This is a genomic window from Bifidobacterium sp. ESL0820 (assembly GCF_052606235.1).
Map to the genome: position 1 here is coordinate 1,465,330 of NZ_CP199594.1, position 23,970 is coordinate 1,489,299.

Sequence of the window (23,970 nt, forward strand, 5' to 3'; positions counted from 1 at the left end):
CACAGTCCTGCCGCCGGGGCCATATGTTGGGTCATATAAGGCCAGGCAGCATGAGTACGGGTGAAGTAGCGGCGCCTTCCAGACCATGGCCACCGTGGTGTCTTAGATAAACTAGGGCAATCACTTCCGGCAGTCGGCAAGATATGACATCAATAAGCGGCGGGGCCGCAGGATCACATTGGATCCTGCGGCCCCGCCGCTCTTCCTATGACGCCCAGGTCAGAAGGTGGAGTAGTTGGACATCTGTCTGAGCATGGGCACGTTGCTGGCCAACCATGGGAAGCCCCATTCCATCAAGGCACAGACCAGAGCCAGCAGAAGCAGAATCAGCAGAAGCCATCGAATCGGGGCTATGCCGGACTGGTGCCGTAGCAGCCAGCCATAGAGGCTGATCATGGGCTGGGGCTTCTCACCCTTGCGAATCTGCTTCAGCAAGGGGTACCGCCAGGCAGCCAGTGCCGCCAGGTAGATGATCAGATAGGCTGCTGCCAAAACCAGGAAGACCGGCTGCAGAGAGCCCAGCCTGGCCATGATCGAGCCCTTGTCGTCGGCGAAGGCCACATTGCTGCCTCGGTCGCCCAGCAGTTCCTTGGGCACACCGTCGGACACCTTGGCCCAGTAGCCGAATTCGCCCCAGCTGATCCACCGATGTGTGGCCGTGGTGTACTTGGGCTCGCAGGTGGTCAGTGTGATCATGCGCCGATCAGGAGCGTCGTTGGGCGAATAAGGGTTGGGGGCGATGACGCTCACCTCTTCGGGCGAGACGATCTTGTAGCGGGTGTAGTGGTAGACGTACCAGTAATCCTTGGTGCGCAGAACGATGGCATCGCCCACTCGCAGCTCGTCTACATGGCCCAGCGGCTCACCATAACCGGCACGGTGTCCGGCAATGGCCACGTTGCCCATCTCGCCCGGCATCTGCGTATTGGGGTAGTGCCCCAGTCCCGCATAGGCCAGCTCCCGGGGCGACGTGCCCTGAACCACATTGCGCTCCCAATGCTGTCCAAACCGAGGAATGTAGGCCTGGGCCATCAGTTCACCCTCGGCGGCCTGCTTGGGCTGTACCGGCGGCGCCCCTTTCTGAGGCTTGGCCACCTTGCGGGAGTCGCCCGATCCTGGGTTGCTCCAGGAGGTCGAGGCCCGGGCCTGCAACTGCTGATGCTCGGACTGCACGCCGGTCCACCAGAGCTGCCAGACCACGTAGAGGGCGCAGATGACGGCCAGGGTAATCAGCAGCTCCCCTACGATTTCCGCAATGCCCACCAGCCAAGTTCGCCGCTTATCCGCCGGTTTATCCGCCGGCTTATCCGCCGGTTTATCGACCGACGTCCTGTCGTTCTCCGAGTCATCTGTCGTCATTTACCGTGCCTTCTCATCTAGCGATGCGTACTGGAGTGGCTGCAGGACAGCCGTCGTCTCAGGGAATTTCAGATTGTCCGAAGATTCGACATTCCATCCCAGACCTACCGTATTCACGTACTCCTTGTAAATGCGGATGGATGGCGAAGCATTCAGGGACTTGGTCATCCGGTCGACTGGTCCTATGGCTGAAATCTTATATGGCGGCGAGTACTTTCGGCCGTGCAGCAGCAGCACATTGCCCACGCATCGCACGGCCGTGGTGGGCAGCACCCGCTGATCCTGGATCCGCATGGACTCGGCTCCCCCGGCCCAAAGCGCGTTGACCACGCTCTCCACATCCTGCTGGTGGATGACGTAATCGTTGATATTGGCCGTCGACCCGTCGGATCCCACCTTCTGTTGCCAGAGCGGGGAATCGTTGAGGGTCACCGTCAGCCCCGGCCCCTGGACGGCCTTGAGCACCGTGCCCGAGCCGGGGTCCTCGCGCGACTGGTCCGAGCTGCCCTTGTCGTCGGTAAGGGTCTTCAGCGCGTTGATCTGGGAGCTCATGTCATTGATGTCCTTGCGCAGCTCAGCAGCCTTGTTCTGGCGCTCCTCCACCAGCCCGGCCGTGTCCGAGGTGACCGTGACCGTCCTGTTGACACGGATGTTGGTGGTCAGCATGTACCCGACCAGGGCCAGCACCACAGCCACGGACACTGTGCCGACCAGGGACCTGCGCGCACCGTGCCGTCCCGTCCGTCTGGTCATAGGCATACCCTCATCCTCGTCTGCGATAGTATTACGTTCGAGTCTAACCGCTACTATGGCTTAGTAGATCTACTGAAGGAGAATAACCTCATGGCAGAGCATCAACTCCATGATGACGAGGACCAGGCGGTGGACGAGGCCAAGACCGCTGACACTGGCGAGGACGCCGAGGACGAGGAGTACGGCCTGTCCATGGACAAGGTGGAGGCTGTGCTCAACCAGAACGTTGACAAAAAGCACATGACCCCGCAGATGCGCCGCATCGTGCAGCGTCAGGAGGAGAACACCCGCCGCGTGGAGGACACCATCAAGAGCACCAAGGCCAATCCACGTTGGTTCGTGCCTCTCTTCGTCACGCTGATGGTGGTGGGCCTGATCTGGATCGTGGTCTACTACATCGCCTCCACCCGGGGCAATGTCTTCCCCATCCCCAGCATCGGCAACTGGAACCTGGCCGTGGGCTTCGGCATTCTGCTGGTCGGCTTCCTCATGACCATGTGGTGGCACTGATCCAGCCACAGTGTTCTTCAGGGACCCCGCAACCGTCCAGACACGGCTGTGGGGTTCTTTGTATACCTGCCTAGAACCGTCCACACCTGAACGTTATGCGTGTGTGGATTCAAGCCTCCAGCTCCACCTATTTCATCCACTGTTGTCAGACTCAAGCCACAGTTATCCACAATCGCCCGAATTCATCGTGGACTTCCTGGGACACTCGTCCACAACCCTACTGCTGATTGGGTTCTGCCTTCACTTATCCACTTTTTGCCGGTATATATGCACCAGTTCTGGATACTTATTCCCAGGTTATCCACACGATTGTCAACAAATGTGGATAGATGACATCCATGTCATTTATCAATTACGGAAGGCAGCGACGCAGCAGGCAGAAGCTGATTTTCAGCGCATGGGGTTGGCCATGTTGCAGCCCAGAGCAAACAGGACCAGGGCCGCCAGGAAGATCAGCGTGGGCAGCAGCCAGGAGAGCAGGCCATGCACCCGCGAGCCAGGCCGGCCCATGTGCAGCAGGGCCAGCATGAAGAGGCCGCCGACTATGAATCCGCCCACATGGTCCTGCCAGGCGATGCCGGGCACAAACAGGGGCATGCAGAAGTTGATGGCCATCCAGACCACCATGGAAACGATGTCGATCCCCAGACGGCGGTAGACCACCAGGATGGCGGCGAAGAGCCCGAAGAGCGCGCCCGAGGCCCCGATGGCCGACGTGCCCCATCCATTGGGCGCCAGGACCGCATAGACCATCAGTCCCAGGTCCCCGCCCAGCCCGCTGATCAGATAGAGGGCCAGAAAACGCCCATGCCCTATCAGATTTTCCAGCACCGGCCCCACAACCCAGAGGGTGATCATGTTGAAGAGTATGTGCGAGACATTGGTGGCGTGCAGAAATATGTTGGTCACGAACATCCAGGGCTCATGAATGGCCGTAATCGGCACGAAGGCCCAGTAGCCCAGCAAAAGCCGCTGGTAGCGAAGCGGAGCCAGCAGGTACAGGGCCATCTGGATGACCCAGGCCGCTATGCAGATCAGGGTGATGGCTATGGTCACCACCGGAGCATGGTCACCCCAGTGCCGCCGGATCCAGCCCAGCGGCCCCCGACCGTTCCCTCCGCCTGCGAAACCGGTGCCCATGCCATTGACCATGAACCTTACCTTACCTGACCATCCGGCCCGGGGTGTGCGGTTTCCGTGCCGCAATGGCACCGATGCGCCCCACAGTTCGCCGCTTTCTACTAGGATGTTGACTAGGTCGGTCGAAGTGGGCAGGACCGACGAAAGTCGTCGAAAGGAGCCAAACATGGAGAATTCATCTTCAAACGGCTGGAAGTTCTTTGCACTGCTCTTCGGCACGCTGCTGGCCGGCGTTGTCGCTCTGTTCGTATACAAGCAGCAGAACCCGGATTACGATCCCTGGGAGGAGCCGTGGGAGAACAGCTCATCGCCAGTCGACCTGGGCCTGGCCAAGGATGAGGAGGACAAGGGATCCGAGGACCCCGAGACCCCTCTGCAAGCGGGCGCACAGGCCTGACCGTTCCGGTCGGGAAGGAATCCGACCCAGCGTCAAAGACGTGAGGGCAACGGGTTCCTTTTTTCATGCCTGAATTCGGCCTGACTGCAGCCTGCTGGACACGCCTGTTGGGGCGGCGCGTCACAATGGAGCCATGAGTGCCATACGGGAAGCAGACATGGAAGAAGGCCGCCGGGATTTTCTGGCCTGGCGCGATGCGGCCAAGGAGGCCGCGAATAATCTGGGCCCGGAGGGCGACCGGCTGACAGTGGCCCCGCAAACAGACAGGCGCAGCAAGGCCATGGCTGTCCGCTATTCCCTGCACATGCTGGAGATCAAGGCCCCCGGCCCCGGCGTAGAGGTCAGGGTGGCGCCTTGGGGGGCCGTCAAGATTCTGGACGGGCCGGCATCCGACCCGCATAACCTGACCCCGCCCGACGTCATCGAACTGGACCCGGATGTCTGGCTGCGGCTGGCCGCCGGCGTCACCAGCTGGAGCGAAGAAGCCGCCGCCGGGCATATCAGCGCCGTGGGCGAGCGAGACGATCTGCACGAGCTGCTGCCGCTGGTATGAGGCCGGCTACTTGCTCGCGGACCCCTTGGCTGCGGTCTTCTTGTCCTTATGGTGTTTGAGCGCGCTTGGCACGGGAATGGGTATGCGCTTGTGGGGCTTGGGCGTGGCCGGCATCTCGCCAGAGGTGGCCTTGGCAGCAGCCTCGGCGGCCCACCGGGCGTAATCGTCCAGATCATCGTCCGTGGAATCCTCGGGGTCCTGGCCCCCCGATTTGCGCGAATCCGGCTTGGCGTACTCCTCTTCAACCATTTTGAAGGGATCTTTGCCCCTGGTTCCGGGTTCCTTGCTGCTGAGCTCTTTGGCCAGCTCGTCGTAATCCGTGTCCGTTGTCAGATATTTGAGCTTCCGGGCTATTTTCGTCTGCTTAGCCTTCTGACGTCCGCGGCCCATCCGACCCCCTTCGCCAGGTAACGTGCACTTAGGCAACTTGAATGTGAATTTGCATCATTTATGAGAGTACCACCTGAGCATCTTGTCGGCTCGGACTTTTACCATAAAAGCAATTCCCAGAACGACATTCGGCACGACGGCAAGGGTGGGACCATGCAGGGAGAAGTCACAGCGGCAGGCAACGAGATCAGCGACAGCTTCAGAGCCGCCAAGCATCGGTCCGACCAGGTGCTGGCCGAGCTGGACAAGAATCCGAGCCGCTACACCATGCTGACCGGCGACCGCCCGACCGGCAGGCTCCACCTGGGCCATTACTTCGGCTCCATCCGCGAGCGCGTCCAGATGCAGAATCGCGGCGTACACACCAACATCGTCATCGCCGACTACCAGGTCATCACCGACCGGGACACCACCGAGCACATCCGCGACAACGTGCTCAACCTGGTGCTGGACTATCTGGCTGCGGGAATCGACCCCGAGAAGACCATGATCTTCACCCATTCGTCCACCCCGGCAGAGAACCAGCTGCTGCTGCCCTTCCTCTCCCTGGTGACCGAGGCCGAGCTTCACCGCAACCCCACCGTCAAGGCCGAGATGGAGGCCAGCGGCCACGCCCTGACCGGCCTGCTGCTGACCTACCCGGTCCACCAGGCCTGCGACATACTCTTCTGCAAGGCCAACGTCGTGCCCATCGGCAAGGACAACCTGCCGCATGTGGAGCTGACCCGGACCATCGCCCGCCGCTTCGACGAGCGTTACCCCGGCCAGGCCCCGGTCTTCCCCGAACCTGACGCCATCCTGTCCGACACCCCTGAGATTCCGGGTCTGGACGGACGCAAGATGAGCAAGTCCTACGGCAACTCCATCATGCTGGGAGCCACCGCCGAGGAGACGGCCAAGCTGATCCGCAAGTCGCCCACCGACTCCGAGCGCAGGATCACCTTCGACCCTGTCAACCGCCCCCAGGTCTCGGCCCTGCTGACCACGGCCGGCCTGGTGACCGACCGGAAGCCCGAGGACATCGCTGAGGAGATCGGCGATGCCGGCTCGGGCGCCCTCAAGGCCTACGTGACCAAGTCGGTCAACGAGTTCCTGGCGCCCCACCGCGAGCGTCGGGCCGAGCTGGCCAAGGACATGGACGCCGTGCGCGACATCCTGGTCGAGGGCAACAAGCGCGCCAACCAGATAGCCGAGGAGACCCTTGATCAGGTCCGCTCGGCCATGGGCATGCGCTACTAGACGTCGTACCGCCAGGAGCGGTCGGTCAGCACCCGGGCCGTGACCAGGCCGATGGGCAGGCAGATGATGACCATGAAGGCCCGGAAGGCCCAGTCCAGGGCGTTGAGCGTATTGAACTGCCCCAGGTAGAACATGGCCCGATACATATACAGGCCGGGCACCATGATGACGATGGAGGGCACGGTCAGGCTGATCCTTGGGTAACCCAGGTGGGGCGGCAGCAGGCCGTGACGGACCGAGGAGCGCCAGACCGTGGCCAGCATGCCGGCCAGGAAGGCGCCCAGAAAGGCGGCCATCTCCGGAGGGACATGAAGCAGGTCCTGCATCTCCAGACGCATGGTGTCGGTCAGAGCGCCGATGACGGCGGCCACCAGGGCCATGCGCTGGGGTGAGTTGAAGAGGACCGAGAAGCCCCAGACCCCGCAGAAGGCCGCAATCAAGCGCAGGCCGGCCATCAGCCAGGGACTCAGGTTCATGGGTTCAAAGCCCTGGGGGTTGAGCATGACCATCCGCGCCACGGCCCAGCCACCCAGCGTGGCCACCAGGATGATCGAGAAGGCATAGGTGATGCGCTGCACCCCAGACGGGAAGTCCAGCTTGGCGATGTCCAGGCCGCCGGTGACCAGGGGGAAGCCTGGAATGACGAAGAGGATGGCGCCGATGTAAGCCGTGTCGTGCCTGAGGGCCACCGGGTCGAAGATGCCCACCAGCCTCAGCGTGCCGACGCAGGCCAGGGCGGCGATGATGACCGCCACTCCGGTGGCGAAGAACTGGTTGATCCGCCTGCCCAGCATCTGACGGCGCACCCACTGGCCTATGCCAGCGCCGACGAAGGCTCCGGCCATGTCATAGGGGCCGCCGCCCAGCAGGAAGACGAAGGCTGCGCAGGCCACGGCCGAGGCGAAGCCTGAGAAGAGGGGCGAATAGAGGGGTTTGCGCCGCTCGATCAGGTCCAGGCGTTCATGCGCCTGACGAACCGTGATGCCGCCCGTTGCCTGCGGCTCCGGGGACGCGGACTTGTCAGAGGAGGCAGGCCGCCCAGCCTCAGAGCCGCGGCCTTGGCTGATTGCAGACGATCCGGTGGCTGCAGAACCGGCGGCGTTCGAATCCGAATCCTTGTCCACGCCGTCGGCAGAAGCGGAAGCAGAGACAGAAGCAACCTTGGAATCCTTGGAATCCTCCGGCCGAGGCGTGGAGCCTACGGTGCCCAGTCCGGCGGCCGTTCTGGTGTCTATGGCCGCCGCATCGATCCGGTTCTGGCTGATCTCGTCCTCGTTGTGTACGGCGGTGGCCACCGCATCCTTGAGCGCCTTGGCCGCATCCTGGTCCTGGGCCAGCACCTCCTTGACCGCCTTGCGGGCCGCCGCGTAGACGTTCGGCTCGTCCAGGTTGTCCACCAGCTCCCGGGAGACCACCGTCATGGCGTGGTAGGTCCCCGCCTGCCCGCACTTGACGCTGAGCCAGTCCGCGAAGTGCTCCAGCAGCCAGATCCGCTCGGTGTTGACCCCGGTGGTGGGCAGGTCCACCACCTCGGTGATGCGGGACACGCCATCCGTGCAGGTGGCTTCGATGTCGGTCAGGTTCACGTCGGCCCGCACATGCACGCCCATGGGGTAGGCAATCCTATGCATCATCTCGCGCACGCGGAAGCTTCCCGTGCCGGCCCCCAGCTCCAGCATGCCCACCCGCACAATCAGGCTGGTCTTGGCCGCGATGCAGGCCTCGACGATGGGCTTGTCGTAATCGCGTTCAATGTCCTCCATGTCCAGCGGTATGGAGTGGGTGTGGTACTTGCTGACCCGTCTGACCTCGGCTGCGGTCCTGCCGCGATAGCCGTCCTTGGAACTCCTGCTCTTGAATTTCACACCCACATTCATACTCCACCCGGGTCACGTGCCCTTGCACCGCCGCACGGGACCATGAAACGCATTCGACCCTAAAGCGTCCTAGAATGGGCCGCGAGCCATCGAACCGAAGGCTGTGGGCCTGCAACGCCGACCACCAATAACCGCGGAGGAGCCGTGGAATGGTCGAAGACCAGGCAACCTGCGATTCGACAAGGAGGACTGATGACAGATAGTAATCAGCAAATCACGGCTGCCGATGCGACCCTGGTCACATCCGGCACCGGGACCAAGGGGCCGGAGGAACGCAAGCTGCCTCAATCGTTGGATGAGGACATGGCCTTGTGCCTGCGGCTGCTCAGGGATGTGTTGGGGGAATTCGATCAACAGCTGCTCAAGCGCTTCGACTCCCTGCGCGAGGACGTGATGACGGCCAGCGCCGAGCACTTCAACCGCCACCCCTCGGACCCCGTGCCCGACGAGGACGGCCTGTCCAAGGCCGTGGCCCTGATCGACGACACCTCAGTCAAGGATTCCCAGCTGCTGGCCCGCGCCCTGACCACCTACTTCCACCTGGCCAACCTCTGCGAGGAGAACTACCGGGTGAAGGTCCTGCATGAGCGCGAGGGCAAGGTGGACCTCAAAGTCAAGGGCACCGACCCCATCAACGAGATGACCAGCGCCTACAGCCAGCTCCTTCAGGAGATGGGCCCGGCCAAGGCCTCGGAGCTGCTGGAGAAACTGGAGTTCCACCCCGTCTTCACCGCCCACCCCACCGAGGCGAGGCGCAAGGCCGTGGAGGGCAAGATCCGGCGCATCGCCAACCTGCTGGCCGTTCGCCGCGGTCTGGGCGGTTCCGAGCTGGAGGAGAACGAGCGTCTGCTGCACAACGAGATCGACGCCCTCTTCCGCACATCGCCCATCGCAGCCAAGAAGCCGACTCCCGTCGAGGAAGCCAACACCATTCTGGACATCTTCGACGCCACGCTCTTCGAGACCATTCCCAAGGTCTACCGCCGCTTCGACGACTGGATGCTGGGCAAGAAGGCCGGCATGGTCAAGCCCGTCTGCCCCGCCTTCTTCCACCCGGGCAGCTGGATCGGCTCCGACCGCGACGGCAATCCCAATGTGACCGCCAAGGTCTCGCGCAAGGTGGCCCGCAAGTTCTCCGACCACATGCTCAAGGCCCTGGTCAAGGCCACCACCACCGTGGGCCGCAACATGACCATGGAGGTGACCACCACGCCGCCCAGCCCCGAGCTGAGGAGCCTGTGGAGCCACCAGAAGGAGATGAGCGAGCGCCTGACCGACCGGGCCACCACCATCTCGCACAACGAGCTGCACCGGGCCGTGGTCCTGGTCATCGCCGACCGTCTGCAGGCCACCATCCAGCGTGACGCCGACCTCATGTATGCCGACTGCGACGACTTCATCGCCGACCTGCGCGTGGTCCAGGACTCCCTGGCCAAGGCGGGCGCGGCCCGTCAGGCCTACGGACCCCTGCAGGATCTGATCTGGCAGGCCCAGACCTTCGGCTTCCACATGGTCGAGATGGAGTTCCGCCAGCACTCCCTGGTCCACGCCCGCGCCCTGGAGGACATCCGCGAGCACGGCCTGCACGGCGAGCGCGGCGAGCTGCAGCCCATGACCCACGAGGTGCTCGACACCTTCCGCGCCCTGGGTGCCATCCAGAAGCGCAACGGCCAGAAGGCCGCCCGCCGCTACATCATCTCCTTCACCAAGTCGGCGCAGAACGTCAAGGACGTCTACGAGCTCAACCGGCTGGCCTTCGAGCATGCCGAGGATGTGCCGGTCATCGATGTGATCCCCCTGTTCGAACAGCTGGAGGACCTGCAGAACTCGGTGGACGTGCTGGAGGAGATCATCAAGATCCCCGAGGTTCAGGCCCGGCTCAAGGAGACCGGCAACAAGATGGAGGTCATGCTGGGCTACTCCGACTCCTCCAAGGATGCCGGACCCGTCTCGGCGACCCTGGCCCTGCACTCCGCCCAGGAGCGCATCGCCAAGTGGGCCGAGAGCCATGACATCGACCTGACCCTCTTCCACGGACGCGGCGGCGCCGTAGGCCGTGGCGGCGGCCCTGCCAACCGGGCCGTGCTGGCCCAGCCTGTGGGCTCCGTCAACTGCCGGTTCAAGCTGACCGAACAGGGCGAGGTCATCTTCGCCCGCTACGGCAACCCGGTCCTGGCCATCCGCCACATCGAGTCCGTGGCTGCGGCCACCCTGCTCCAGTCCGCGCCCAGCGTGGAGGAGCGCAACACCACCATGACCGAGAAGTACGCGGACATGGCCGACAAGCTGGACCAGGCCGCCCACGAGCGCTTCCTGGACCTGCTGCACACGCCGGACTTCGCCCCCTGGTTCTCCATCGTGACGCCCCTAAACGAGATAGGCCTGCTGCCCATAGGCTCCCGGCCGGCCAAGCGCGGTCTGGGCGCCAAGTCCCTGGACGATCTGCGGACCATACCCTGGGTCTTCTCCTGGGCGCAGGCCCGCATCAACCTGGCCGCCTGGTACGGCCTGGGCACCGCCTGCGAGAAGTTCGGCGACCTGGAAACCCTGCGTCAGGCATACGAGGAGTGGCCGCTCTTCAGCACCTTCATCGACAACATCGAGATGAGCCTGGCCAAGACCGACGAGCGCATCGCCAAGATGTACCTCTCCTTGGGCGACCGGGATGACCTGAGCCAGAAGGTCCTCTCGGAGATGGAGCTGACCCGCAAGTGGGTTCTGCAGATCGTGGGCGACGAGTGGCCCCTGCAGCACCGCCACGTGCTGGGCCAGGCCATCCGGATCCGCTCTCCCTATGTGGATGCCCTGTCGGTGACTCAGGTGCGCGCCCTGCGGGCCCTGCGTCGTCGCAACGACAAGGAGGAGCTCAGCAAGAGCCAACAGGCCGACTTCATCTACCTGATCCTCTGCACCGTTTCAGGAGTCGCCGCCGGCCTGCAGAACACCGGCTGATCCCCGCTTAATGGTTCAAGGATGAGGCCCCGTTCTCTTGCAGATAGCAGGAGGCGGGGCCTCGCCGTATTCAAGTGCCTTTGATGTGGTCGTGTGTTGTTTTCTGACTGGGTGGTAGGGTGAAAAGCGGGGGATGTCGAGAAAACGACTGGCTTTTGTTCCGGCTCGTGCAATCTGTTGCACGGACTGATATTGAGCAATGGGCAGCTTTCCGACAGGTAGAATTTTGAATAGGCATGCGGTGTTGATTCCGCTTGGTGTTTGGTGAAGGGGTTTTGGTTTCATGCATCTGGTTTCCCGTCTGCGTCGCATCACGGCGATGATGACCGTCCTGCTAAGCCTGTTGGCAGGCCTGGGCGTCGCATCCGCCCAGGCGGACGCTCCCATACTCACCGGGGGGGGGGGGGGGGGGTCGTCAGACCCCTCGCGTAGCTAAGCAAACCCCCGGCACCCTCCCCAGCAACGCACCAGACACGCCACTACCCTCACCCTCACCAATACAAACCACCACACTACTAAGCTCCGCAACGCCAAGCCCAAGCACCCCGTCATCAACGACGGAAACACCTGACAGCGCAGACTCCGCTCCGGCTAAATCAGCCGAAAAGACAGATGATCAAGCCACACACACGGTGCGCTTCGACCTTGCCGACGGCAGCAAGCCAACACAATCAACCGTGCAAACCGGTGCTCTTGCCAATCCCTTGGAAAAGAATCCTGTGCGTGATGGCTTCCTGTTCGATGGATGGACACTCAACGGCCAGCCTTTCGACTTCCAGACCCCCATCCTCCAGGACACGACCCTGACTGCAAAATGGACCAAGGTCACGGACTGGACGCTGAGTCCGGACCACGGGCCCGCCTCCGGCACACACCTGACCATCAGCCCGCCCAGCCTGCAGGAGCCTCAGTTCGCCAGCATCCAAGCCGCAGGCAGCCAGATCCTCGGCCTGACCGGGGATGGCCGCATCTACACCTGGACGCAAGACAGCACACCTAAACATGTGCCCTTCCCCGCCCAGGCTCCCGACGGGTTCCGCTACCTGCAGGCCGCGTCCGGTAGCGGGTGGCAGGCGGCGCTCGGATCCGACCAGCGGATCTACACCTGGAACAACCGGCAGGTCACACCCACCACCCTCGACACCGGCCGCAACACCAGGTTCACCAGCATCAGCATCAACGATGACCGGTTGCTGGCAGTAGACCAGCAGGGCAAGATCCACGCCTTCCAAGCCAGCCAGAAAGACACTCAGAACACGAGCCCGAAGCCAGAAGAGCTGGAAACAATCAGCCTGCCCGGGCAGGCGCAGGCCGTCCTCGCCGTCGCCTCCGACAGTCGAATCCTCATCGTGGACGCGGACGGGCAAGCCTGGACCTGGAACGCAAGCAAGACCAGGCAAGCCAAGCCCGCACGCGTCAAGCAGGACCCGGGCATACGCACCTTCCAAGCCCAACCCCTCATCAGAGGATTCCTGCTCCTGGATTCAAGGGGACAGCCTTGGTACCTGGCCGACAGCACAACCAGTCCCACAGCCGCTGGCCTGCCGGAGGGCGTGCAGACCAGCAGAATCACCGCCAACAAGGACCAGGCCATCATCACCAGCACGGACGGCCACGTCTGGGCCTGGAAGGCCGACGAAGCACCCAAGCGCGTGGACGACGAGAACCAGCGGTACATGCAGGCCGTCAAAGCCGACAGTAGAATCACCGCCATCGACCGGCAAGGCGACATGTTCACGTGGAACCTAGACCCTCAAAACAATCCGGGCAAGCCCGCCAGACTCGACACCACGCAGGCGCCCACCCTGGAATCAGCCAGCATGGACGGCCAGCCGCTCAAACTCGGCAGGAACAACGGCTCATGGCAGGCGGACATACCCGCCCACAATCCGGGACCAGCCGCCATCCTCATCACCGGCAGGCAGGACGGCCAGCCCTTCGCCAGGAGCCTTGCGTACACGGTCGACCAGCCGCTGGCACGGGCTGCGGAACCAGGATCCGCGTTCACGGTCCGCTTCGACACGGGAGGCGGAAACCCCAAACCAGCAGACCAGACTGTCCCCGCCCCGTACGGGAGGGCGAAGCGGCCCTCCCCCGACCCGGCGCGGGAAGGATTCCTGTTCGACGGATGGTTCACCGGCGAGGTCGCCTACGATTTCAGCAGGCCCGTCGGCAAGGACCTGACCCTGGCCGCCCACTGGACGCCCGCAGGCAGGAACAGCAGGTGGAGCATCAGCCCTGATAAGGGCAGCCAGCTGGGCAGGGAATCCACCACCATCACCCCGCCAGACAATGCCAGCCGGGGCATCAGGTTCAGCCAGATCAGCGGATCAATGAACAACAGTAGTACTTCCTACGGTTTTTCCTTGGCGGTGGGCAGCGACGGCAACGCCTACGCATGGGGATACAACGGCAATGGCCAGCTCGGCGACGGGACAGGCGGCGGCAACCAGTATGCGCCGGTCAGGGTGAAGACGCCCGACCGCAACACGTACCCGGACCTGCCCAAGGACTTCACCTACCTGCAGGTCAGCGCCGGACAAAATCATTCACTGGCCCTGGGCAGCGACGGGAACGCCTACGCCTGGGGATACAACGGCTATGGCCAGCTCGGCGACGGGACAGGCGGCGGCAGCCAGTATGCGCCGGTCAGGGTGAAGACGCCCGACCGCAACACGTACCCGGACCTGCCCAAGGACTTCACCTACCTGCAGGTCAGCGCCGGACAAAATCATTCACTGGCCCTGGGCAGCGACGGGAACGCCTACGCCTGGGGATACAACGGCTATGGCCAGCTTGGCGACGGGACAGGCGGCGGCAGCCAGTATGCGCCGGTCAGGGTGAAGACGCCCGACCGCAGCACATACCCGGACCTGCCCAAGGATTTCACCTACCTGCAGGTCAGCGCCGGAGGCGCTCATTCCCTCGCCCTGGGCAGCGACGGCAACGCCTACGCCTGGGGATCCAACAGCCAGGGCCAGCTCGGCGACGGGACGACCACCGACCGGTATACGCCGGTCAGGGTGAAGACGCCTGCAGGCGCGCCCGGGGACTTCACCTACCTGCAGGTCAGCGCCGGGTACTGGCATTCCCTGGCTGTGAGCAGCGACGGATACACCTACGCCTGGGGATCCAACTACGCTGGCCAGCTCGGCGACGGGACGACCACCGACCGGTATACGCCGGTCAGGGTGAAGACGCCTGCAGGCACGCCCGGGGACTTCACCTACCTGCAGGTCAGCGCCGGACGCGATCATTCCCTGGCTGTGGGCAGCGACGGATATACCTACGCCTGGGGATGCAACCTCGACGGCCAGCTTGGCAACAACGACAGCAGCCGCCCCAATGTGAATCGGGTTCCTGTACGCGTGCGTGACTCCGCCAGTCCCGCCGACAAGAGCAAAGGGTTCAAAGCCGTGCAGGTCAGCGCCGGATACCATCATTCACTGGCCATAGGCAGCGACGGTAACGCATACTCCTGGGGATACAACTACGCTGGCCAGCTGGGCGACGGCACCGCAAGCACCAAGCTGACTCCTGTGCCGGTGTCGTTCAACCTGCAGCCGGTGATCACCGGCGTCAGATTCGACCAGACCGCCGTATCAGGTTTGACGCGCGGTGATGGCAATAGCGTCACCGTGTTCACGCCCGCGCACCAGCCGGGCACGGTCACGGTCAGCGTGGACTACACGCTGGGCGGCGCACCCCAAACGCCCGACACATCCTTGAAGTACACGTACCTGCCAGCAGGCGTGCTCCCCAAGGCCGGAGGGGAAGGCATCCTGCTCACCCTGGCCACCGGCATGACCGGCATGGGCGGGGTGCTGGCCTCACGTCGTCACCGCAGGGAACAACACCAACTGCTTCACGCTTCGCACGAGTAAGAGCGGCCGGGCGGCGTATCAATCCCCCCGCCCCCGGCCCACATAGGGGGAGCAGGGAGGAAACGTGTCACTGAAGGCTCAAACCCCAAGAGAGCCGACACTTCCCTCCCGCGCCCCCACCACACTTCTGCAGGCGGAAGCTGAGGGCAGGCATGCACGCCCCCGCCCCGCCTGGGAGAGAGGGAAACACGGCCAGGTCGGCCAAGAGGCTCAACGGCCACCAGCCAGCCTGGCTGCTGTTTACTCATCCCGTCAATCATGAGTTCCGCCGACACTGGATCAGGCTGTCATAGTCATTGCGCGATGATAGGGTTGTATCACTGTACAAAGACGCAGAAACGGATGACATGCACCGTCTGTTGGGGAGACAGTCGGCAGAGTTCTTGGGAGGCTCTGTAAATGGCATTATCGAATATTCCCCACTGTACTTCGCACGAGTAAGGCCGGGTTCCCATCACTGCAATCCGGCGAACTGGCGGCTGTGCCCATCCCAACCGAGCACGGTCGCCATCTACTTCTAAACGGCGGAAAGGTACCCGTCGTAGCGCTCGGGCTTGTCTGAAAACTCCAGGCCAGCCGACTGATACCAGGAGTATCGGCGGGTGCCGCCGTCGTCAGTCCAGATCTCAGGGCAGTCGTTGACCAGCCAGTCCGAGGGAATGGCATGCGCGCCGCCAGTCGAGGCCAGGGCCAGCGCCTGCCTGAGCTGGTCATCCTGGTCGGCGGTCAGGCTGCCGGGGCGGGCCGAAAAGAAGAGCGGGGTGCCGGTCCGCGCCAAGAGATCCATCCACTGACGGTTGAGCTCCCAGTCGATTGATTCGGATATACCCACGCAGTCGGCATCGGTGGTGTAGAAGCTTCCGTGCTGGGGCAGGCGGAAGGCCAGGGTGTTGACCCCGATCTGCCTGGTCCGCTCCCATTGCAGGCCGCTGGTGTCATCGCCGGTCCGGTTGATCTGCATGAAGCCGACGCCCAGGTGGCCGACCACATTGCACCCCTGGACCAACATCCCGGCCTTGGTAGCCTGCTCGAATATGGCCCGGTAGAGCTGCTTGACCACCTGGGCGCTGGTCAGGCTCCGGTCGTAGAAGTGCCAGCCGTCCGGGCTGGGCCAGGGGTTCATCTGGAAGCCCCACCTGCCCAGCAGGTCGAAGGTGCTGAAATCATGCTTGACCAGCTGGTAGCCCCACTCCCCCAGCTGGGCGACGTCCTGGCGGATGTAGTCCAGGGCCTGCGGGTTCGAGGGGTCCAGGCATCCGTTGTGCGGGAGCCTGAACTGGTCGGCAATGGCCTCGTCCTCGTTGAGGAGCGGGCGGTACCAGATGCCCGGTTTGATGCCCATGGCCTTGATCTGGTCGGCCAGGGCGCCCATGTCGCCGAACTTCTGGTTGCCACGCCGCCAGGGGCCGCCGTTGTAGTCCTCAAGCCGGTGGTGGTCCTGCCAGCCGTCGTCCACGACCATGGTGGGACGGTGGGCGTTGCCCTGGGTCAGGTCGGCCAGATATTCGGCATCGGCAAGAATCCGGGAACGGCTGGAGTCCCCGTAGGCGTAGTACCAGTTGTTGCTCCCGTAGACCGGCTCAGGGGGCATAAGGCCATTGCGGCTGATCCGGGAGCAGAAGTCACTGGCCACGGCAAAGACCGGACCGCCAGCCCGCTCCTGGAGCGGATATTGCAGGCAGATGATGGTGGCCGCTTCAAGCTGCCGCCCATCCAAAACCAGGCCACTGCCGCCGTTGCGCAGGTCCATGAAGAGGGTGATGCCGGCCGTATCGACCTGCCAGAAGCAGAAGGCGTTGGCACCGGTGGCCACCCCGTACCCCTCGGCCTGCTCCTGACCAGCCGCCAGGAAGTACCAGGGCATGAACCGGTTGGCGCGCATGGTCTGGAAACCCATCCGGCCGTAGCCACGCTCCCAGGCATCGCCCAGGTAGAGGTCGTCGGCGGGCATGGGCCTGGTCCAGCGCAGGGCCAGGGAGCGGATGGGGGTGGAGCCGGCGGTCAGGCTGACCGTCAGAGCGGATTCGCCCTTGAGGCTGACCCTCGCATCGGGGGCTGTGCCGAAGGGCCTGCCTGCGGGCACCGTCTCCCTGTCGGCATCGGTGGTCAGCGTGATCCAGTCCGGCTCTCCCAGGCTAAGGCTGGTTGGGTTCATGATTCAGTGCTCCTTCATCCCTGTGGTGTGACTGATGGCGGCGGGTCAGACCCGGACCAGGTCGATCAGGCGGATGGTTTCGGGCTGGCAGCGGGGTATGCGGATGCCCACGCGCTCCAGATAGGTGCCGGTGACCTCGGCGGTGCCCAGCGGACCCGTCGGATCCAGGTGCTCCAGCGAGGCCCTGGGCTTGGCGGGGCCGGTCCAGGCCAGCCGATACCGGGCCTTGGGGTCCAGGCCGGGAATACGTAGATAAACACCACGATTATGCAGGGATTCGTCCAACTGGACGTGGGCCAGGATGGCACGGCTGCGGTCGGGGGCCACCACGCCATGGGCCAGGACCGAGGGGTCGGCCAGGTCCAGGCGAACCACGCGGCCGGAGTGGAGGAAGCCGCGGTTGGCCTTGTACCAGGTGATCCATTCCTTGAGCCGCTCCAAGTCCTCCTCGCTGGCCTGGCGGATGTCCCACTCGATGCCCATGGACCCGAAGACGGCCGTGGCGGCCCGGAAATCCAAGCTGTAGGTTCTGCCGGTCTGCTGGGAGGAGGGCTGGGAGATGTGGGCGCCGATGTACTCGGGGGCCACGGTCTGCTCGGTCCAGCGCTGGATCAGCTGCCTGCTCAGGGCATCGGTCATGTCGGAGTTCCAGAAGCGGCGGACCTTCTCGATCACACCCAGGTCGATGCGGCCGCCGCCCGAGGCGCAGGACTCCCACTCCACCTTGGGGAAGCGAGCGCGGAGGTCGTCCAGCAGGCGGTAGTAGGCCAGGGTCTGCTCGTGGATGGCCGGCGCGCCACCGTGGGCCTGGGAACCGGCCTCAAGCAGGTCGCGGTTGTGGTCCCACTTGACGTAGTCGATGCGGCAGGACTCCAGGACTCGGGTCATGGCCTCCAGCACGTGGTTGAAGGCCTGGGGGTTGGTCAGGTCCAGGACCAGCTGGTTGCGCTGCAGCTCCGGGTTTCTGGAGGATGCCCTCATGACCCACTCAGGATGGTCGCGGAAGGCGTCCGAATCCGGATTGATCATCTCCGGCTCGAACCAGAGGCCGAACTGCATCCCCAATTTATGGACATAATCAACTAAAGGCTCCAGACCCTGGGGCCAGACCGCCGGGTCCACCCACCAGTCGCCCAGACCGGCCGTGTCGTCCCGGCGCAGGTGGAACCAGCCGTCATCCAGAACGAGCCGCTCCACCCCGATGCGTGCGGCCCGGTCGGCCAGGTCGCGCAAGGTATTGAAGTCGTGGTTGAAGGTGATGGCCTCCCAGACGTTCAGGATGACCGGCTGCTCGCGCGGATGCTCGGGCAGGGTGCGCTCCCAGGCGTGCAGGCTGTTCATGATCGGATCCATGCCATGGTCGGAGGCCGTGGCCACGATCCAGGGAGTGCTGTACTCCTGGCCCTGGTCCAGGACCACTTCGCCGGGCAGGAGGAGCTCGCCAGCGCTGACGCCGGACGGGGTGGCGCTGTTCCGGTCCACCCGGAGCACGGTGTTCCCGCTCCATGCCGGCTGAACACAGAGCACCCTGCCGTGATGGAAGTCGAAGCCGGGGGTGCCCACCATGACCACGGGCCCCTCGAAGCCGGTGCGGCCCCAGCGGAACTCGCGCACCCAGGCCCCGTCGGCCAGGTCGTGGCGCTGGGGGCTGCGCTCACGCTCGTGCCTGCCGGCGAAGTCCAGAATCTGGGTCTGCTGGTCGTCCAAGGGCAGGCGGACCTCCAAACCCTCCAGCAGGAAGGGGTCGGCGCCCAGGTTGCGCAAGGTGTGGCGAATCCGCAGGGAGCCGCCGGCCATGGCCTCCACCCTGGTCTCCAACCCAAGCTGGGCATCCTCGTCACGGGCCTTGATGGTCAGCGAGTCGGCGGTCTGCTCGGTCTGGCCTTCCACCAGGAAACAGGGCGACCAGGAACGCCCGGCCTGGATGCCCTCGGGGCCTAGGGCGATCCGGTGCCCGGTCAGGCCCGGATGCAGGTAGGTGTTCTGTGCATGCTCCAGCAGCAGGGGCGAATGGGTAGAGGTCCAGGCGGGGGTCTGTTCCAAGCCATCCAGGTCAGGACCCGCATAGAGCCCCCTGATGTCAGGAATATCGGCACCCGGCGTAATGGGCCCCAGGGCCATATAGGTGAATGGCTGATCAGAATGGACCGGCTGTGGAAAGAGCATGAAAAATCCTTTAGTAACTACGGCACAAATGTGCAAAAACAACGATGCTTGATGAACCAGTGAGCCGCCCAGCCCACTGCAGTTGGGCGGCTCCTGATCGATAGACTACTTGACTGCTCCGGCCACCATCCCTGCAATGAAGTACTTTTGCAGGAACATGTAGGCGACCACCATGGGGGCTGCCGCAATCAGGGATGCCGCTGCGGCGACGCCCAGATTGTTGGTATTGGCCGAGAAGAAGGAGGCCACGCGCGGGGCGATGGTCTGGGCCGAGGGGTCGGTCAGGATGTAGCTGGACAGGGCGTAGTCGTTCCATACTGTCGAGCCGGTCATGATGACCACGGTCGCCGTCACCGGCTTGAGCATGGGCAGGACCAGTCGCATGAAGACCTGGAGCTTGTTGGCTCCGTCCAGCTCGCCGGCCTCGTCGATCGCCGGGGGTATGGCCTTGATGAAGGCCGTGTAGAGGAAGACCGACAGAGGCAGGTTGGTGGCCGTCAGCACCGCGATGATGCCCCAGTAGTTGTTCACCCCGCCGATCTTCACCAGGAAGGAGTAGAGGGGGACCAGAATGCTCAGGGGCGGAATCATCATCATGGAGAGGATGAAGGCCGAGACCAGCTTGTTGAACCGGGTCAGGCGACGAGCCAGGGGGTAGGCCGCAGCCGCTCCCAGGACGCAGACCAGGGCCGTCGTCCCCACGGTCACCACCACGCTGTTGAGCACGGATTTGAGGATGCCGCCCTCATTGACGGCCTCGGTCCAGTTGGACCATGCCATGTCGTGGGTGCGCATGCTCAGAGCCGAGCTCAGATCATCCGAGGGTTTGAGCGAGGTGGTGATCGCCAGGTAGAAGGGCAGGAGCTGGCAGAGGCAGACGATGACCAGGAAGAGGTAGATGGCCCAGCGCCCACGCTGGTATGACCGCTCGGCAGGGGTCATCGCATTCTTGTTCTTGCTAGCCATGTCAGGCCTCCCAATCCAGCTTGGCCAGTCCCTTGTTGACCAGCCAGGTCACGATGGCAATCAGGACGAAGAGGAAGACCCCGATGGCCGAGGCATACCCGGCCGCCTGGTTGTCGAAGTAGATCGTGCCGATATAGGTCGAGATGGAGTTGGTGGCATACCCGGGGCCGCCGCCTGTCAGCACCTTGACCATGTCGTAGAGCTTCAGTCCTCCGATCAGGTTCAGCACCACGCTGGTCGTGAAGGCGGGCGACAGGAGCGGCAGGGTGATGTTCCAGAACTTCTTCCAGCCGGATGCCCCATCGACCTCGGCGGCCTCGACCACCTCCTGGTCCATGGTCTGCAGACCGGCCAGGTAGATGATCATGGAGACGCCGACGAACTGGATGGAATTCACCAGCACGATGATGCAGACCGAGAACCCCGCATTGTTGAACCAGGCCACCTTGTGCAGACCCAATGCCGTCATGACGGCGTTCAGCGCGCCCTGCTGGTACTGGAAGACGAAGTAGTACATGATGCCCATGATGACCGGGGCCACCAGAGCAGGCAGGTAGATGATGGCCCTGATCAGGGTGCGCCCCTTGATCTTGGCGTTCAGCAGCAGCGCCAGAGCCAAGCCCAGGATCTGCTGGAGCACTGTGCTGCCGATGCCGTAGATGAAGGTGTTGATGACCACCTGCTTGAAGTTGGTGTCAGTCAGCATCTGCTTGTAGTTGGCCAGCCCCACGAAGGACTTGGCGTCGTTGTACCCGTCCCAGTTGGTCAGAGAAAGCCCGATCCCCGACAGGAGCGGATAGATGATGAAGATCACCAGGAGGATGACGGCTGGAAGATAGAAGAGATTGATCGAGGCACCCCTGAAGCGGCGACGACGCGGGGAGGAACCCCTGCCGTGGCCGACGGATGCATTCCTGCCATCCCCATGTAACGGTGATTCGGATTGGGTGTCCTGCGAAGGAATCGCCCCTGAGCGACTATCTGTCATGACTCGACTCCTCTTGGTCGACTAATCAGGAAGACTTCTGGCCATACAGGCTGTTGAAGGAGGTCTTGACCTGATCCGCAGCGGCCTGTGCAGTCAGCTGACCGGTCAGCAGACCGTCGGTGGACTTGGCCAAGGTGTTGTACATGCCGTTGGGCAGGTACTTGCGGTCGAAGAAGGGGACCAGCTTGGTCTTCTTCTCGTTCACCCAGTAGTTGTAGGTCGGCTCGAACTGCCCCAGCGCGGACTTGACGCCGGTCAGGGCCGAATCGTTCATGCTCACGTCTACCAGCTTCTGCAGGTTTTCAGGCTCGGCCATGAAGTCGATGAACTTCAGCGCCGCATCCTTGTTCTTGCTGGTCTTGGAGACGCCGAAGGTCAGGGTGTCCTCGCCCGTGGAGAAGTAGGGCTTGCCGACCTCGGCGGGAACCGGCATCATGCCCAGCTTGACGTTGGGGTTGTAGGATTCGATCAGCTGGGAGCTGCCGTTGGCGCGGAAGGAGAAGCCGGCCTTGTCCTGGGCCATCAGCCTGGAGATGTCATCCTGGGAGGCGGAGGTGTAGTCCACATTGAACCAGCCGTCCTTGGCCCACTTGGCCACCCTGGAGGTGTACTTCTCGTAGACCGCAGTATCGAACTTGCCCTTGGAGAGATCCTTGAGCTGGCTTTCGTCGTACATGCCCGGAAGCATGTAGTCTGCAAGGTCGCCATTGGGGCCCGCGTCCTTGTTGGAGGAGATGAGCGGGGTGTATCCGGCGGCCTTCAGCTTCGTGCAGGCCTGTTCAAAGGCGTCCCAAGTGTCGATGGACTTGGGGTCGATGCCGACCGCATCCAGGACCGTCTGGTTGTACATGATGCCCGACACCTGGATGTCGGCGGGCAGGGCGTAGAACTTGCCGTCCTTGGTCTTGAATACCTCGTTGCCTATCGGCTTGAGCCGCTTGGCCCAGGGCCTGTTCTGCAGCGGCTCCAGGAAGTTGCCGTACCGGTCGCGCGACCAGCCGTGGGTGTTCCAGATGTCCGGAGGATTGTGGCCCGCCAGGCGAACCTTGATGTCGTTCTCGTTGTTGTTGGTGCCCGGAACCATCTTGATGGTGATGTCCGGATTCTTTTCTTCGAACTTCTTGCCCAGGCCCTGAAGAGCCTTGAGCTGGGGGGTCCCCGTTGACTGCATGGTCATGAATTCCACGGTTTTCTTGCCCCCGGAGGAGGAAGAGCCGCAGGCAGCCAATGAGGTTATTGCCATTGCGCAGCAGATGCCGACCGCCGCCACCGTCTTGATCCTATTCATCAACCACTCCTTCGTAGGTTGCTTCTTTGCCGAACACGTTCCATGAGATCGGAGCACATTCGTGTTTCTTAATATACACGAGTAGATTCATCTGTCAAATATCTGAAGCTGATTGTCTGAACAGTTGTTTTTGAGGAAAAACGCACTCGCTGCGGCTTGATATTTAGTGCTGTTTTCCTTGATTTTTCAGCTATAGCCAGGCATGTGCAGACAGGTCAATGATGGTGCTGAGCCGACTTTGAAAGCAATATCAATTCGAGTAGATTCTATATTCCGGGTAGCATAAATTGAGACTGGTGAATAGGCAGATGGGAACGAGCTCTGATGGCTGCAAACGATAAGAATCTCCGACAACGCAGAAGGGCCACGCGCACGGATGTGGCCAGGCTGGCCAATGTCTCCACGGCGGTGGTCAGCTACGTCTTCAACAACGGGCCCAGGGCTGTGGCTCCGGACACATCCAAGCGGGTGCGCGAGGCGGCGAAGCTGCTGAACTACCACCCCAACCCCACGGCGCGTGCCCTGCGCACCGGGTATTCCAAGATGCTGGGGGTCATCGTGCCGGATTCGTCCAACCCCTTCAGCGCCGGCATCTACGACGAGCTGCAGACGGTGGCCATGCGACGGGGGTACTCGGTCCTCTTCATGAACGTGCGCAGCGACCCCGAATTGGAGGAGCAGTCCATCAGGCAGCTGTTGGAGCGCAATGTTGACGCCATTTTCCTCTCATCCTCGCGCAGTTACACACAGCTGAGCATGGCTCATCTTGAAGAGAGCCACTTCGTCTTCATGGACCAGCCTCACCGGGTGGCCAACGCCAAGAGCGTGTCGACCGATTTCTTCCACTCTGGCCTGACCGCCACCCAGCACCTGATCGAGCACCGGCACTGCAGTGTTGACATGCTCTTTGGCGGCTCCCCCGATAACCGGGGCGACGCCCGCATCCAGGGCTGGTACGCGGCCCACCAGAACGCCAACCTGCCCGCCGGCAGGATCCGCCAGGCCTTCTTCACACGCGAGGGCGGCTATCGCGCCACCTTGGACCTGATCGACAGCGGCAAGCCGCCCCAGGCCATTTTCGCCGGTTCCGACATGGAGGCCATGGGCGCTCTTCGAGCCCTGCATGAGCGCGGGCTGCGCATTCCCGAGGATGTGGCCATCGTCTCCTTCGACGGCACCGTCGACTCCCTCTACACCTGGCCTCAGCTGACCACCATGCAGCAGGACACTGCGAAAATCGCCTCCTGCGCCATCAATGCGGCCTTGGAGCCGGACCAGGTCCCCGACGTGCAGATCATCAAGGCAGATCTGGTCGTCCGTCACTCCTGCGGCTGCTGAAGCGACAACTAATTA

At 63.0% G+C, this 23,970-nt stretch carries 18 protein-coding genes; 8 read left to right on the forward strand and 10 right to left on the reverse strand.

From position 1 onward, the window contains the following. Positions 1-219: 219 nt before the first annotated feature. Both ACUIAH_RS05820 and ACUIAH_RS05825 read right to left on the reverse strand, forming a co-directional pair. Complete coding sequence (locus ACUIAH_RS05820; protein WP_445340647.1) at positions 220-1,359, reverse strand: class E sortase; 1,140 nt, start codon at positions 1,357-1,359, stop codon at positions 220-222. Next, complete coding sequence (locus ACUIAH_RS05825) at positions 1,360-2,112, reverse strand: DUF881 domain-containing protein (RefSeq protein ID WP_045923788.1); 753 nt, start codon at positions 2,110-2,112, stop codon at positions 1,360-1,362. It abuts the gene before it with no gap. A gap of 90 nt (positions 2,113-2,202) precedes the next feature. On the opposite strand from ACUIAH_RS05825, the gene crgA reads away from it, so the two are divergent. After that, positions 2,203-2,622 carry a cell division protein CrgA gene (crgA, locus tag ACUIAH_RS05830; RefSeq protein ID WP_445340648.1) on the forward strand — a complete coding sequence of 140 codons (420 nt, stop codon included), beginning with the start codon at positions 2,203-2,205 and terminating at the stop codon, positions 2,620-2,622. 390 nt (positions 2,623-3,012) lie between these two features. Here the strand turns inward: crgA and ACUIAH_RS05835 are convergent, their stop codons facing one another. Further along, complete coding sequence (locus ACUIAH_RS05835; RefSeq protein ID WP_445340649.1) at positions 3,013-3,774, reverse strand: rhomboid family intramembrane serine protease; 762 nt, start codon at positions 3,772-3,774, stop codon at positions 3,013-3,015. A 154-nt stretch (positions 3,775-3,928) separates the two neighbouring features. Here ACUIAH_RS05835 and ACUIAH_RS05840 point away from each other — a divergent pair, with 154 nt between their 5' ends. Both ACUIAH_RS05840 and ACUIAH_RS05845 read left to right on the forward strand, forming a co-directional pair. Next, on the forward strand, positions 3,929-4,159 hold the full coding sequence (locus tag ACUIAH_RS05840; protein ID WP_015021110.1) for a hypothetical protein: 231 nt from the start codon (positions 3,929-3,931) through the stop codon (positions 4,157-4,159). A 133-nt stretch (positions 4,160-4,292) separates the two neighbouring features. After that, positions 4,293-4,712: a sterol carrier family protein gene (locus ACUIAH_RS05845; protein ID WP_045923787.1), complete on the forward strand. Its 420-nt coding sequence runs from the start codon at positions 4,293-4,295 to the stop codon at positions 4,710-4,712. 6 nt (positions 4,713-4,718) lie between these two features. Here the strand turns inward: ACUIAH_RS05845 and ACUIAH_RS05850 are convergent, their stop codons facing one another. Continuing rightward, the gene (locus tag ACUIAH_RS05850; protein ID WP_445340650.1) at positions 4,719-5,102 is read right to left on the reverse strand and encodes a DUF3073 domain-containing protein; all 384 of its coding nucleotides are present in this window, start codon (positions 5,100-5,102) and stop codon (positions 4,719-4,721) included. Positions 5,103-5,255: 153 nt separating this feature from the next. Here ACUIAH_RS05850 and trpS point away from each other — a divergent pair, with 153 nt between their 5' ends. Beyond that, a complete protein-coding gene (trpS, locus tag ACUIAH_RS05855) occupies positions 5,256-6,341 on the forward strand; it encodes a tryptophan--tRNA ligase (RefSeq protein ID WP_445340651.1) in 1,086 nt (361 codons plus the stop codon). Here trpS and ACUIAH_RS05860 read toward each other — a convergent pair. Then, complete coding sequence (locus ACUIAH_RS05860; protein ID WP_445341566.1) at positions 6,338-8,104, reverse strand: threonine/serine ThrE exporter family protein; 1,767 nt, start codon at positions 8,102-8,104, stop codon at positions 6,338-6,340. The genes trpS and ACUIAH_RS05860 overlap by 4 nt on opposite strands. 306 nt (positions 8,105-8,410) lie before the next feature. On the opposite strand from ACUIAH_RS05860, the gene ACUIAH_RS05865 reads away from it, so the two are divergent. The 3 genes from ACUIAH_RS05865 to ACUIAH_RS05875 all read left to right on the forward strand — a co-directional run bounded on the left by ACUIAH_RS05865 (position 8,411) and on the right by ACUIAH_RS05875 (position 15,054). Then, positions 8,411-11,170, forward strand: coding sequence for a phosphoenolpyruvate carboxylase (locus tag ACUIAH_RS05865; RefSeq protein ID WP_445340652.1), 2,760 nt, complete (start codon positions 8,411-8,413; stop codon positions 11,168-11,170). A 283-nt stretch (positions 11,171-11,453) separates the two neighbouring features. Further along, positions 11,454-11,606 carry a hypothetical protein gene (locus ACUIAH_RS05870; RefSeq protein WP_445340653.1) on the forward strand — a complete coding sequence of 51 codons (153 nt, stop codon included), beginning with the start codon at positions 11,454-11,456 and terminating at the stop codon, positions 11,604-11,606. Between the two features lie 241 nt (positions 11,607-11,847). Next, a complete protein-coding gene (locus ACUIAH_RS05875) occupies positions 11,848-15,054 on the forward strand; it encodes an RCC1 domain-containing protein (protein WP_445341567.1) in 3,207 nt (1,068 codons plus the stop codon). A 517-nt stretch (positions 15,055-15,571) separates the two neighbouring features. Here the strand turns inward: ACUIAH_RS05875 and ACUIAH_RS05880 are convergent. The 5 genes from ACUIAH_RS05880 to ACUIAH_RS05900 all read right to left on the reverse strand — a co-directional run bounded on the left by ACUIAH_RS05880 (position 15,572) and on the right by ACUIAH_RS05900 (position 22,617). Then, a complete protein-coding gene (locus ACUIAH_RS05880; RefSeq protein ID WP_445340654.1) occupies positions 15,572-17,209 on the reverse strand; it encodes a glycoside hydrolase family 36 protein in 1,638 nt (545 codons plus the stop codon). 45 nt (positions 17,210-17,254) lie between these two features. After that, positions 17,255-19,375: an alpha-galactosidase gene (locus ACUIAH_RS05885; protein WP_445340655.1), complete on the reverse strand. Its 2,121-nt coding sequence runs from the start codon at positions 19,373-19,375 to the stop codon at positions 17,255-17,257. 105 nt (positions 19,376-19,480) lie between these two features. Then, positions 19,481-20,341 carry a carbohydrate ABC transporter permease gene (locus ACUIAH_RS05890; protein ID WP_313837592.1) on the reverse strand — a complete coding sequence of 287 codons (861 nt, stop codon included), beginning with the start codon at positions 20,339-20,341 and terminating at the stop codon, positions 19,481-19,483. Position 20,342: 1 nt separating this feature from the next. Beyond that, the gene (locus tag ACUIAH_RS05895; protein ID WP_445340656.1) at positions 20,343-21,329 is read right to left on the reverse strand and encodes a carbohydrate ABC transporter permease; all 987 of its coding nucleotides are present in this window, start codon (positions 21,327-21,329) and stop codon (positions 20,343-20,345) included. 25 nt (positions 21,330-21,354) lie between these two features. Continuing rightward, positions 21,355-22,617, reverse strand: coding sequence for an ABC transporter substrate-binding protein (locus tag ACUIAH_RS05900; RefSeq protein ID WP_445340657.1), 1,263 nt, complete (start codon positions 22,615-22,617; stop codon positions 21,355-21,357). 324 nt (positions 22,618-22,941) lie between these two features. Here ACUIAH_RS05900 and ACUIAH_RS05905 point away from each other — a divergent pair, with 324 nt between their 5' ends. Next, complete coding sequence (locus tag ACUIAH_RS05905; RefSeq protein WP_445340658.1) at positions 22,942-23,955, forward strand: LacI family DNA-binding transcriptional regulator; 1,014 nt, start codon at positions 22,942-22,944, stop codon at positions 23,953-23,955. The last annotated feature ends 15 nt before the right edge of the window (positions 23,956-23,970 follow it).